We start from the raw sequence: 13628 nt of genomic DNA on the forward strand, positions 1-13628 counted from the left end.
CTCCTTCTCAAACTAATTTCCACTTTAGCTTATTTCCGTTTCAAGCTCATCAATTCGACGCTCTACATATTTTGTGTCTTTTTGCGCGTGGAACGTTTCTGCTTTTTCCACGACAACAGCGGTATTGTACTCCGGAATACCTGCGTATTGCTCGTAGACACCTTTCGGGATCAAGACGTTTCCTTCCGGCCAATAGACCTGGATGTTGCCACGACGTGTCTGATCAAACTTCGCACGCCCATGGTAAACACCGAATTTGTTATAAGCAACGATCGCTTCCCCTTCGCGAATGGCTAACTCTTTTCCATCCGCTTCGTTTAAAAGGATATCAAAACGATCAGCATTGTTGTTAGGATCAGTATCCTTATAAATCATCGAGTTGAACTGCTTACCACGACGAGTCGTCACATAGAAGTGTCCTTCTGGTTTACGCAGCTCTGGTATTTCTATTGGAAGCAGGTTTCCTCTTCCATCTTCGGTTGGACAATTGCCACCTTCTAACAACCAGGCACCTCCCCACTGGAACACATCACCTTTTTCTTTTAAGTGTTGAATTCCATCATAAGATGGGTGAGCTAACGCAATTTCGTCACGGATTTGCTGGGTACTTTGAAAATCGATCAACTCTGACTTATAAGGTTTAACTCGTTTGGCAAGATCGACATAAATTTCCCATTCCGCCCGGGCTTCTTCAATACGGTGGCCTTTAATTTCAGGTGAAAAATAGACCATTCGTTCTGTGGAAGTAGACGTTCCGCCGCCTTCCTGCTCATAACGGGTGGCCGCTGGAAGAACAATGACTTCTTCTTTAGCATCCACTAACGTTGACGTGTTCAAAATAATATCTTGGTGAACGCGAATGTCGACGTTCTTTAAGCACTCTTCTACAAAATCAGGGTCTGGCATCGTTTCGAGGAAGTTGCCGCCTGACGTATAGAAGACTTTTAGTTTTCGTTGGTGATCTTCAGGAAGCACCGCATTCTCTAACGAAACACCGACGATATCCCCTTGCCACTCTGGAATGTCAAACTTCCAAAGCTTCTGTATTCGCGTACGGTTTTGCTCGTCAAAATCGCCACCAGGAAGAACGAACGGGTCCGCCCCCATTTCCCCAGACCCTTGCACGCCAGAGTGTCCTCGAATCGGCATCACACCACAATGCTCCCGACCAAGGAACCCGCGCATCATCGCGAGGTTGGCTACTTGAGAGATGTTGTCAGTTCCAAAACGGTGCTGCGTAAGACCCATCGACCAAACGAACACACCGCTTTTCGATTTAGCTAATAGTTGAGCAAACTCTAGCATCCTCGCTTTTGTAAGACCGGATGACTTTTCAAGTGTCTGCCAATCTTGTTTTTCCACATGAGCTTTGAGCTTTGTAAAGCCGTTAGTATGTTCATTAATAAAACTGTGATCGATTGCCGATCCAGGGTTTTCTTTTTCCATTTCAAACCAATGTTTCATGACTCCATTCATAAAGGCAATGTCGCCCCCAATGTTCACTTGGAAAACATCATCAGCCAGCTTTGTTCCAAACAATGCACTGTCTGGAATCGACGGAATCCAATATTCATCCATGGACGGCTCTCGATATGGGTTAATCATAATGATTTTCGTCCCTTTACGCTTTGCCGCATACATATATTTAGTGGATACGGGCTGGTTGTTCGAGGCTACAGATCCCCAGAAAACAAGAACGTCCGTACCGATCCAGTCCTGATAATTACAACTTGAAGCCCCTATACCTAATGAACGTTTAAGGGCCGTTTTACTCGGTGAATGACAAATACGGGACGCATTGTCGATGTTGTTTGTTCCGATAAAGCGAGCCGCTTTTGCCGCCGCATAGTACGATTCATTCGTAATACCGCGTGCCGTTAAGAAAAAGGAAAGCTGCTTTGGATCAATACTTTTCACTTTCCCTGCTACCCTGTCAAGTGCTTCGTCCCATGATATTCTCGTAAACTTCTTTTCACCTGGTTTGCGAGAAAGCGGGTAAGGAATTCGCCCTAATTGACGAAGCTCAGAGCTGTTCATTTTTTTCAGCTCATCGACGTCTTGAAACAGCACATCATCTTTGATCGCTGGCATTGTGTTTAACCGGAGCACGTTTAAGCGTGTCGTGCAAAGATGCGGACCGGATAACGTTTGGTCGTAAAGACCGGCAACCCCTAATGCACAGCCATCACACACACCTTGTGTTAAAATCCTCGACGCATACGGGAGATTGTCTTTGTTCTCCCAAACAACCTTCATCGTATCGCGAATATGCTTCGGTTTAACTTTACCAAGTCCAAAGGGAACCATGCTGACCCAATGTTTCGGATCTGGCGTCTTTGGAAGCTTCATTGGCCCTTGATGTTTTGTTTTCCCCATTTTCAATCACCCTTTTTAATATTTGTAGAACTTACATGGCTTCTACCTTAAATGTAAGCGCATTCAAACGACTCGCTAGCTGAATTCATTCAGCTACTTTTCACGTCCAGAACCAAACTTTTCCTCTAAGTTTTCATCAAAAATAAAGACAGACATGCCAAAGTCTTTTTCAATGTCGATATCTACAAACAAATCTACAAAATTTGCTCCTAGGTATTCCTCCATCTCAACCGGTCGATGGTTTCTATACATATCTTTGACCATTTCTGTACGAGCCGCTCTCAGCATTTGTTTACCCTCATCTGCATTTGCAATGAATTTTTCAACAGGAGATAAATTTCCTTCCATTTCAGAAATCGCCCAATTGCGGCAAAATGTTGTTTTAATTTGGCGTGGACCTTTTCCCATATGGCGTTTTCGAAAAGATCTCACAAGATTACTAAACTCTGCTTCGTATTTATTCATAGCCGCATCCTTCTATCTTTTTGAAATTTTCACCTCAATACTTAAAGAGGGTGGAAGTCGCACTTTGTAATACTTTAATTATAACATCTCAAGGTGTTACCTTGCTTGGGCAGTGACCTTTTTCTCTAGATTCATATGATCAGATTTTTCTTGTGCTGCGTTTTTCCTTTCTAACCTGCGAATATCGATGCGAATCACCATAGAAATGACAAACGCGACCACAAACATTCCTGCAAAGTAAACCAAGCTATTTGAGTAACTTCCTGTTGTGTCATACATCCAAGCGGTAAACAATGGGCCAACAAGACCTGCCGCGGCCCAAGCTGTAAGGATATATCCATGAATCGCTCCAAGCTGCTTAGTGCCGAAAAGGTCACCAATGTAAGCTGGAATCGAAGCAAATCCTCCACCATAGCACGTGTAGATGATCATGAGCATGATTTGGAACGGTACCGCAGCTGTTGTGAATGGCAACAGGACAAATAGAATAGCCTGAATTACGAAAAACGCTGTGTACGTATTTGGGCGACCAATATAGTCGGAAATAGAAGCCCATCCAAGTCGGCCAATCCCGTTAAAAATACCGAGAATCCCAACAAGTGCAGCAGCTTGTGTCGCTGTCAATCCAATGCTTTCTTGAGCTAACGGGCTAGTAGCAGATAAAATTGCAATGCCACACGTCACATTGATAAAGAGCATGACCCATAAATAATAGAAGCGAGGTGTTTTAATCGCTTCATTCGCTCTAAGTTGCGCCAAATCTTTTTTCACTTTTACTTTTCCGCTGTCCACTTTATCTTTAAACCCTTCAGGCATCCAGCCTTCTGGTGGTTTTTCAAGATATAAAGATGAGCAAAGCATGACAATAAAATAAGCCCCGCCTAAAATGAAGAAGGTATTCGCAATACCGACAGATGAAATTAACGCATCCATAATCGGACTACTAATTGCTGCAGCAAAACCAAAGCCCATGATGGCTAGTCCAGTCGCAAGCCCCCGGCGGTCGGGAAACCATTTTACCAGTGTAGAAACAGGGGCGATATAACCAACACCTAGACCAATTCCTGCAAGTACGCCAAAGGAAAGATAAAGTAAAATAAGTGATTCCATATTTACCGCAAATCCTGAAATAAATACACCGATACCAAAACAAAAAGCAGCAAGAATCCCTGCTTTTTTCGGGCCATACTTTTCTACAAAATGGCCTAAGAATGCAGCAGAAAGTCCTAAAAATAAGATGGCGATACTAAACGTCATTTGAACCTGACTCGAAGACCAGCCAAACTGCTCCATCAGTGGAGTAGTAAAAACACTCCACGCATAGACCGCCCCTATTGAAATATGAATTCCTACTGCCGATAGCGCAATGAGCCATCGATTTTTGATTTTCTTTTCTGTCTGCAACTTCCATTCCTCCTCTAATTATCGACCTTTTAAAAGACACAATCCAACACCTGCGTGGGGTCCAGCATAGTGTTGAACGCCTTTTAATAAAAAAGCGTAAGTATTTAAGAAGTTTTGTAACTCTATTGTTTTAACTAAGCTGTCTCTCCCTCTCACATTTACTCTTCGACGCCTATCTGTTGAACAACTCGAAGCTTTTGTCATGATCGTCGTTGCTGGATCAAGCTATTGAGAATAAGAAAAGCGCAAGCGCCTTGGCGTCGTACGACATAGGAAACTTAACTTATCGCCAAAAAAGGCGAAAGTCATTAGTTGACCTTGTACTTTCATCAAAAAAAAATTTTATACAGAAAGTGACCTCGCATGCTCTAGACATTGAAGCGTAGATTTTTATACTTTCTTAGCTCTAAACAAAAAACCACCGCCCATCCAAAGAGACCTAAAATAGGCCTTCAAAGAATGTGACGGTGGTTGATCCAACAGGAGCGCTATTGACTGACCACAATCAACATCATGTCTAACACAAATGCTCACCTGGCCGAAAACAGGGCCGCTGCCTCGCACCAAACGAACAATCTGTCACAAAATGTTCAAAATATATAGTAAATAGAGTAAACCATTCCAACACTTTCGTCAAGAGCTAACCACCCCAAAACTACCCGTACAGGGACAGTCCCCGCACAATTTTGTGTAAAATTGTTTCAGTAATTAAGACACACCCAACAGTTGGATACTCCTGTCATTTTAATATCCTACTTTTCAACCCCGATTAACATCTCGCTTTTTATTCTTCTCTGGAAACAAGATATAAAGCCATGAGACAACGGTATCGATGACGAAAATTAATCCCCAAATGAGTGTAACTTGGTTAATTGCCGGCTCACTAAACAACCCATAGCTCTCAGGGTCCTCCATCCAATTTTCTATCCCTTCTTGACTCAATACATCAGTCAACATGATGGATTCACTTGGAAATAAGAGAAAAAAGATTATGTGAACGAACGTAAATAGCCCAACGTGCATGACCCACTCCCTTGCAGCGTTTTTTGACTGACCTGCTCCGTAACTTCTCTCTTCATGCTCCCGATGTTCTTTTTCATGAACGAGTTTTTTATTCGTCCATCTATCGATTTGCATCCGAATCCATAAATCAAGCCTTTTGAAATCGCTACGTCCAAAAGTAAGGGCATAAAGGATGAAAATAAAAATAACAATTTGAAACACAGAAAGCTCTCCAGTTTCACGATAAACTAGGAAAGCAATCACACTGTCGAACACATTTAAAAGAATAAAAACCGCAACACTCCATTTACTAAGGGCCGGTCTTACAATAATGTAACGAAAGACTACAAAAGCAACAACACACACAATGGCCAGAATCTCAGTTGCAATGAAGAGTTCCCAATACAATTCCATTAAAAGTGGCATAGGCACGTTCCTCCAAAAAAGGTTTTGTTCAGTTAATCTAGAAATACTCTTTGAGTATATCCCCTCACGTAGCGTGAGGAGCAACTAATTTAGGTGGGGTATTATGTTAAAAGTAAGCGAAGTCGCTAAAAAAACCGCTATTTCCGTGCGAACTCTTCATTATTACGAAGAAATTGGCCTCTTAATCCCAAGTGATAAAAATGATTATGGGCATCGCATGTATAACGAAGATAACCTTTTTACATTACAGCAAATCATAATATGGCGAGATCTAGGCTTTTCCCTAAAACAAATTAAAACGCTCATTCATCATACGAAGCCAGTAGAGGCCATTGAAAAACAGGTCGAACAATTAAAAGAAGAACAAATGAAACTCGCCCATCGTCAAAAGCAATTGATCGGCTTAAAGCATTTAATAGAAATCGAAAACAAGCTCGACTGGGAAATTCTCCTTTCCATGATTAAGCGGGATGAAGTTGCAGAGGAAAACCGAAAGCAGTACGTGGAGATGTTGAAAGAACTACCTAAGCTTGAAGATGAAAATGCAGATACTCGAGAATGGCTGACCATTCTGGCATCATTTAAAAGGCACCAAGAAAAAAATACCCCTTTTGACGATCAAGAATTGAAAAAACTATGTATTCAGGTTGAGAAAAAGGCCGAGCAAATGTTTCAGGGTGAAGAAGCCATGCAAAATGAATTTTGGGAAATTAGACGCTCCGAAACGAAATCCGCCAATCTTCGGCTTTACCCCATCCACAAAGACGTCATCGACTATATTGAAGCAGCTATGAACTACCATGCTCTCAACCCGTCCAAGAATTAATGGAAAGACATTAATGGACCCAATGTAAAAGCACAAGAAGGTTCCCTCATCATATGGCTAAAAAGGAGCTACAAAGATAAAAACTATCCCATTTTTTACTTTACCATGATAACTCTCAAAAACGTCCTCAAGTTAGCGCCGGTACAACCTTCTGTAAAATGTCGATTCAGTTCGAATAATTTCTGAATCAGACTCGCTTCCCCTTTCATATAGTGAACAATGTGCTAACAGATGGAAGGAGAAGATTATGAAGAAACGACTATTATTACTCCCTTGCCTTTTGCTCTTTGTCTTCGCTGCTGGTTGTGTCGAACAAGAAGATGCGGACCAACCTGGTACAACAGACAGTACAGAACCAGCCATTGAAAATAATGAAAACTCAACTGAAGAACAAGACCAGGATGAAAAAGAAAACATAGAAGGTGAAGCGACCGAAACCGAAGAAAATACCCAAGATTCAAACAACCAAGAAAAAACGGCTGAAGATCTTGAAAAAAGCAAAAATAAAAACGGCACAGAACAAGACTTTGACCTCCCAGCCGAAGAGGTTGCCTTCAACTACTATACACTTTTGCAAAACGAAGAGTTCGAGGAGGCCATTCACCTTGTATCCCCCGATTACCTTTATTATTTAGGAATTACTGAGCGCGATTTCATAAACATTTTTCGAGATCGTCAAACTTTACAAAACTGGTCTATCGAAGAGCTGGACATTCGTTCAGTCGATGAGCTTACAATCGACGTTAGTATCCCTCAAGCACTGGAGCCTATGGTGACTTCTCGTGAAAATTACCTGGTCATTGTAGACCTGAAAATAAACACCCACGATGAAGTCACAGGAGGCGTCGATGATGTCCTCGTCTCGACCGATGAAAACGGTGATTGGAAAATATTCGGTATCTTCTCGTACTAAAAGTAAGCAGACTAAAAGAAGACAAAAAAGCTTTTGAAGTCCAAGGAAACGCGGTTTGGAGAAAAAACATCATTCTATTCAATCGAGTTCGATAGCTTTTAATTCGTAATATTTGATAAGAAAAACGGCGTGGCGGTTTTTTATAAAAGATTGTTGCTCATTGAAAAAGCATTCCAAATCGAAAACAGCCTTTTAAAAATTCCGCCTTCCGCTAAAGGGTTTCATGAGTCTTTTTTGTTGTATTAATGTTCTTCCCTACAAATTTATGAAATCACCTAACAAATCACATTCTTTTACACATAGGGGAAATAAATATTCTCAGCTTGTGATTTTCCTGGAATTTGGTTTGTGAATTTGTGAAAGAAAGGCATATGGATATTTGTATTAAAATGGGTGTAGAGAAAATACTATCATGGTTGTTTTTCTTGAGACGAGCGGCGTAGGGAGCTGTCCTCTAATAGCTTTCAAAAACAAGCCTATTATGTTGTAACTATTCAACAAGTGCCACCACGCCCCGATACTACACCTTTTGAATAAACACAACTTTCAAGTAATCACCGTCTGGAAACTGCGGTGCTACAGCAAAATCCGCTGGCAATGAGTGCTCCTCAAGCAGCTTATATTTCTCTCCTGATTCTTTAAATGCAGCGTCAATAAAATGTTTAAACTTCTTCCTGGACACCTTTGCTGCATTCGTTGAAGCTACAATGACTCCCTTCTTTTCCGTGATTGCAATCGTTTGTTTCAAAAGGTCCTTATAGTCCTTTTCCGCACTAAACGTTTTCTTTTTTGAACGGGCAAAGCTAGGCGGATCGAGAATCACCACATCAAATGTGAAACCTTTTTTAACTGAAAATTTGTAGTAATCGAAAACGTCCTGAACGATAATGTCATGTGCTTCATAATCGAGACCGTTCACACTGAACTGCTCGATCGTTTTTTCATAGCTTCGATTTGCAAGGTCAACACTCGTTGTTTTCTCAGCTCCACCTATCGCAGCAAAGATTGAAAATGCACCGGTATACGAAAACGTATTTAATACTCGCTTTCCGTTTGCATATTTGTCGCGGATTGAGCGTCGTACCTCGCGTTGATCAAGGAAAACCCCGACCATTGCCCCATCGTTCAAATAAACGGCAAAATTCACACCATTTTCTTTAACGAGTATTGGGAAATCCCCACGCTCACCTGCCACAAAGTCGTCATCATCAATGTATTTTCCACCTGTATTGAAACGTTTTTTTTCATAAATACCTTTAAAAGCAGTTACTTTTTTTAGCGCAGCTACAACTTGTTCCTTAAACGTATAGATGCCTTCGCTGTACCAATTTAGAAGGAAATAGCCATCGAAGTAATCTATCGTCAAGCCCCCAATGCCATCGCCTTCCCCATTTAAAACACGAAAAGCGGTTGTATTCACGTCTTCAAAGAAGGCCGAACGCTTTGTTAACGCTTTTGAGATCCTATGCTCAAAAAACCTTTGGTTAATTTGTTCATTTGGCTTTTGAGTTAACACCCAGCCAAAGCCTTTGTTTTGCCTCCCATAATAACCGCGACCCAAGAAATCTCCCTTTTCGTCCTCAAGGTATAGTAGCGACCCTTCTTCTTTTAACTTATCCAGATTTCCGATCGCCTCTTTTAAAATTAACGGCGAACCTGATTTAAATGTATTTGCAAAACGTTGTTTAATTTTTAAGCGAATTTCAGTCATTTTTGAATCATCCTCTTTCCCTTAACACTAACTTTCAAGCCATCCATAGCTTAATCATATTCTTTCACGAAATGATTGAGAAAACAAACCGAAGTCTGTTTCTCAATTTAAATTGTTTGGCTCTAAAATAACTCATTTTGCATTCCCTTAAAGAGAATCTTTTAAAAAAGTCAGGGAAAAATCACTGTCGAATTTATCCGTTGGCCTACAAAGGGAGTACTATTTTCTGTCTCTTCCTCTACTAGTGCAGCCTTGAACTTCTCGGCTCTTTTTGTCCTCCTTTTGAACACACACTTAAATGAAAGACCCATTTACTTTTTAGATAACTATTGACAATGATAATCCTTCTCAATTAATATATAGTGAGAATGATAATCATTTACATGGAAGGGGTATTCGTGTACACGTATGGAAACGTTATAGTTTTATCTTGTCGGAGGAAATTATGAAACTCAGATATTTAATTATTTTGCTTGTTGTTTTCTCAAGCACTTCTCTTTTCATCGGTGTCACAGAGTTATCACCGTCGCAACTGTTCAATATGACCGAGCATCAAGCACATATTTTCTGGACTAGTAGAGTCCCACGTCTTGTAAGCATCATCATTGCCGGTGTAAGTATGAGTATTTGTGGCCTCATTATGCAGCAGCTGACAAGAAACAAGTTTGTTTCTCCCACTACGGCTGGAACGATGGATTCTGCCAGGCTAGGGATTCTCGTATCTTTAATGTTGTTCTCCACTGCCAGTCCATTTACAAGAATGTTTATTGCCTTTGCATTTGCTTTAGCCGGAACCTTTGTATTTATGAAAATACTAGAAAAGATTAAATTTAAAAACGCGATTTTTATACCACTTGTGGGCCTTATGTTTGGGAATATCATCGGTTCGATTACGACGTTCTTTGCCTTTCAAAATGACCTGATTCAAAATATGTCAGCGTGGCTGCAAGGTAACTTTGCGACTATGATGACAGGTCGTTATGAATTGCTTTATATTAGCGTTCCACTCGTATTCCTTGCCTACATATTTGCAAATAAATTCACTGTAGCGGGGATGGGAGAAGATTTCGCAAAAAACTTAGGCCTCAATTATCGACAGGTCGTCAACATTGGCTTGGTGATTGTAGCCCTCATAACATCGACCGTCATATTAACGGTCGGGATGATTCCTTTCCTCGGACTCGTAATTCCGAATATCGTGACGATTTATCGAGGCGATAACATCCGTAAAAATTTGCCTCATACCGCTATATTAGGTGCTGTTTTTGTTCTTTTTTGTGACATATTAGGACGAATCGTCATTTATCCATATGAAGTTCCAATCGGACTAACCGTAGGAGTTATCGGAAGTGGTATTTTTCTTTACTTGCTATTAAGGAGAAAATCATATGGGTTATAAAGAGATAGTCAAAAAATCCGCGAAAGATCGTAGTCACTCTCACGACACAACCACTTATAAAAGGAAAATGACGATACTCACCATCCTAGCCGTAACCGTTACCGCGATTTTTATGGTAATTCAAGCCAACGGGAACTGGGAATACATTTTGCCAAGAAGAGGGACCAAGGTTTTAGCGATTGTTATCACAGGTGGGGCGATTGCTCTCTCTACTGTCGTTTTCCAAACGATCACAAACAACCGAATCCTAACTCCTAGTATTATCGGACTCGATTCATTGTACATGTTAATTCAGACGTTCATTATTTTTTCCTATGGGTCCATGAGTGTCGCGATGATCAACCCTAATGTGAACTTTTTAATTTCTGTCGGATTTATGGTTTTATTTGCCGCATTGTTTTACAAAGTGTTACTTAGCGGTGAGGATAACAACATTTATTTTCTCTTACTGATCGGTTTAGTTTTAGGCACACTCTTTTCAAACTTATCGACATTTATGCAGGTGCTTATCGATCCAAATGAATTCATGTCAATTCAAAACCGGATGTTTGCTAGCTTTAACAACGTAAATACCGACCTTCTCACCATTTCGATCGTGGCCATCATTTTGATCACACTTTATTTTTATCGGTTTTTGAAATATTTAGATGTCATAGCTCTCGGAAAAGAGCATGCAATCAACCTCGGTGTCCCTTATCATTACGTAGTTAAAAGACTGCTATTTATTATTGCGATCCTTGTATCCATCGCCACGGCATTGGTAGGTCCGATAACTTTCCTAGGGTTACTCGTTGCCAATGTAACCTATGAATTTATGAAAACATACCGGCACCACCAATTGATTCTCGCATCAATTCTTATTAGTATTATCGCACTCGTTGGAGGTCAATTAATCGTGGAAAGAGTCTTCACTTTCACGACCACATTAAGTGTCATTGTCAATTTTATTGGCGGCGTTTACTTTTTATATCTTTTATTAAGGGAGCGATAAGCATGGTAGAAGTAATGAACATCTCGAAACATTATGGAAATAAAAGCGTTGTCGATGACATTTCCGTAAACATACAAAAAGGAAAAATTACCGCTTTTATCGGTCCAAACGGGGCTGGAAAAAGTACACTCCTGTCGATGATCAGCCGGCTCATAACAAGAGATTCAGGTGAGGTATACATCGATAAAAAAGAGATTAACCAACGTAAAAGTGGTGAATTAGCGAAACAAATTTCGATTCTAAAACAAACGAACCATACGAATCTCAGGTTAACGATACGTGAACTCGTTTCCTTTGGACGGTTCCCTTATTCTAAAGGAAACCTGACAAAAGAGGATTGGGAGCACGTAGATAATGCGATCCGCTACTTAGAACTTGAGGACATACAAGATCAGTTCCTCGACCAGCTCAGCGGTGGCCAACGACAACGTGCCTATATTGCCATGGTTGTCGCTCAGGACACCGAATACGTGTTACTCGACGAACCTCTCAACAACCTGGATATGAAGCATTCTGTTCAAATTATGAAGGTGCTTCAACGGATGGTTAAAGAACTCGGCAAGACGATTATTATTGTCATCCATGACATTAACTTTGCCTCTTGTTACTCGGATTATATTGTCGCTTTAAAAGATGGCAGAGTCGTTAAAGAAGGCGCAAGAGATGAAATCATTAAAAATGGCGTGCTTAAAGAAATTTATGATTTGGACATTGAAGTGAAAGACATTAACTGTAACCGCATTTGCGTTTATTTTACTTAACGAATAAACAAGTTAGAAAACAATACATTTTGAGGTGACGATAATGAAAAAAACGATGAGTTTATTTTTATCCATGACACTACTTGTGATTTTTGCGGTCGCGTGTGGTACGGAAGATGAAACCTCCGCTGTTGAGAACGATGATACAACTGTAGCAGAAAACGAAGATGAAAATTCAGAGGAAGAAGAGTCGTCTGAAATCGTTGTAGAACATGAACTTGGTGAAACAACTGTCCCTAAAAACCCCGAAAATGTTGTAGTCTTTGACTATGGCACACTCGACACGTTAAGAGAGTTAGATGCAGACATCGCCGCTGTACCACAAGGAAATATACCAGATTACTTATCTGAGTTCGAGGATGGTACCTTTGAAAATGCCGGGACGTTATTTGAACCGGACTTTGAAACAATCTTTGACATTCAGCCTGAATTAATTATTATCTCTGGTCGTTCCTCTGATGCTTATGACGAGTTGAGTGACATTGCCCCAACAATTTATATGGGTGTAGATAATACTAATTACATGGAATCATTCGAGCAAAACGCGACAATTTTAGGTGAAATATTCGAAAAAGAAGATGTTGTTGAAGATGCCCTAGTGTCTATCGATGAGTCCATTAACGAACTATATGAAACAGCATCAACCAATGATAAAAACGGGTTAATTATTTTAGCCAACGATGGAAGTGTGAGTGCTTACGGACCAGGGTCCAGATTTGGAATTCTTCATGACGACTTTGGTGTACAGCCTGCTGACGAAAATATCGAAGCATCAACACACGGACAAAACATCTCTTTTGAATACATTGTCGAAACGAACCCAGATTATCTTTTTGTCATTGACCGAGACTCAGCTGTTAGCGAAGGAGAAGAGTCCTCTAGTCAAGCGATTGTTGAAAATGATCTCGTTATGAATACAACAGCCTATGAAGAAGATAATATTATCTACCTTGACCCTGCCTATTGGTACCTAGCAGGGGGCGGATTAACGTCTGTTTCTGAAATGGTTCGTGAAATTCAAGAAGGCTTAAAATAATCGCAACGACTAAAGAAGCAAAAACAATTCTACACAAACTCTAAATTATTCTACAAGAAAACAGTTTACTTCTACACAAAGCTTAACCTATTCTACACAAAAACTCATTAATTCTATATACAACACTCAAAAAGAGGATGGGACAAAACCTAGCTAAAAAGAATGGCCCTCACCGTTGGTGAGAGCCATTTCTTTTTATTTGATGTAACCTTGAAGAATTATATCTTCTGAGAGGTCGTTCAGGAGCTAGACACCGAAATGTAGATCTTTATACTTAACTCTATATAAATTCTTACCCTTTAAAAAAATCCCCTTGCT

General features: G+C 40.4%; 11 protein-coding genes. 6 read left to right on the plus strand and 5 right to left on the minus strand.

The genetic code is table 11. The features are described 5' to 3' along the window. Nucleotides 1-24 precede the first annotated feature (24 nt). From CDZ94_RS13380 to CDZ94_RS13395, 4 genes are all read right to left on the minus strand, one after another. Entirely contained in the window at nucleotides 25-2376 is a 2352-nt protein-coding gene (locus CDZ94_RS13380) for an FdhF/YdeP family oxidoreductase (RefSeq protein WP_096437844.1), read from the minus strand. A 93-nt stretch (nucleotides 2377-2469) separates the two neighbouring features. Continuing rightward, on the minus strand, nucleotides 2470-2841 hold the full coding sequence (locus tag CDZ94_RS13385) for a Na-translocating system protein MpsC family protein (RefSeq protein ID WP_096437846.1): 372 nt from the start codon (nucleotides 2839-2841) through the stop codon (nucleotides 2470-2472). A gap of 96 nt (nucleotides 2842-2937) precedes the next feature. Next, a complete protein-coding gene (locus CDZ94_RS13390; protein ID WP_096440849.1) occupies nucleotides 2938-4227 on the minus strand; it encodes an L-lactate MFS transporter in 1290 nt (429 codons plus the stop codon). A gap of 777 nt (nucleotides 4228-5004) precedes the next feature. After that, nucleotides 5005-5673, minus strand: coding sequence for a hypothetical protein (locus CDZ94_RS13395; protein ID WP_096437848.1), 669 nt, complete (start codon nucleotides 5671-5673; stop codon nucleotides 5005-5007). Nucleotides 5674-5776: 103 nt separating this feature from the next. Here CDZ94_RS13395 and CDZ94_RS13400 point away from each other — a divergent pair, with 103 nt between their 5' ends. Beyond that, nucleotides 5777-6499, plus strand: coding sequence for a MerR family transcriptional regulator (locus CDZ94_RS13400; protein ID WP_096437850.1), 723 nt, complete (start codon nucleotides 5777-5779; stop codon nucleotides 6497-6499). A gap of 247 nt (nucleotides 6500-6746) precedes the next feature. Further along, the gene (locus CDZ94_RS13405) at nucleotides 6747-7412 is read left to right on the plus strand and encodes a hypothetical protein (protein WP_096437852.1); all 666 of its coding nucleotides are present in this window, start codon (nucleotides 6747-6749) and stop codon (nucleotides 7410-7412) included. Nucleotides 7413-7932: 520 nt separating this feature from the next. On the opposite strand, the gene CDZ94_RS13410 is transcribed toward CDZ94_RS13405, so the two are convergent. Beyond that, complete coding sequence (locus CDZ94_RS13410) at nucleotides 7933-9123, minus strand: class I SAM-dependent rRNA methyltransferase (protein ID WP_096437854.1); 1191 nt, start codon at nucleotides 9121-9123, stop codon at nucleotides 7933-7935. Between the two features lie 445 nt (nucleotides 9124-9568). On the opposite strand from CDZ94_RS13410, the gene CDZ94_RS13415 reads away from it, so the two are divergent. From CDZ94_RS13415 to CDZ94_RS13430, 4 genes are all read left to right on the plus strand, one after another. Beyond that, nucleotides 9569-10522 carry an ABC transporter permease gene (locus CDZ94_RS13415; RefSeq protein WP_096437856.1) on the plus strand — a complete coding sequence of 318 codons (954 nt, stop codon included), beginning with the start codon at nucleotides 9569-9571 and terminating at the stop codon, nucleotides 10520-10522. A 67-nt stretch (nucleotides 10523-10589) separates the two neighbouring features. After that, nucleotides 10590-11513 (plus strand): iron chelate uptake ABC transporter family permease subunit, encoded by a 924-nt coding sequence (locus CDZ94_RS13420; RefSeq protein WP_198520902.1) that lies wholly within the window; start codon nucleotides 10590-10592, stop codon nucleotides 11511-11513. 2 nt (nucleotides 11514-11515) lie between these two features. Next, a complete protein-coding gene (locus tag CDZ94_RS13425; RefSeq protein ID WP_096437860.1) occupies nucleotides 11516-12274 on the plus strand; it encodes an iron ABC transporter ATP-binding protein in 759 nt (252 codons plus the stop codon). 43 nt (nucleotides 12275-12317) lie between these two features. Then, nucleotides 12318-13310 (plus strand): siderophore ABC transporter substrate-binding protein, encoded by a 993-nt coding sequence (locus CDZ94_RS13430; protein ID WP_096437862.1) that lies wholly within the window; start codon nucleotides 12318-12320, stop codon nucleotides 13308-13310. Nucleotides 13311-13628 lie beyond the last annotated feature (318 nt).

This window comes from Alteribacter populi (assembly GCF_002352765.1).
Classification (GTDB): domain Bacteria; phylum Bacillota; class Bacilli; order Bacillales; family Salisediminibacteriaceae; genus Alteribacter; species Alteribacter populi.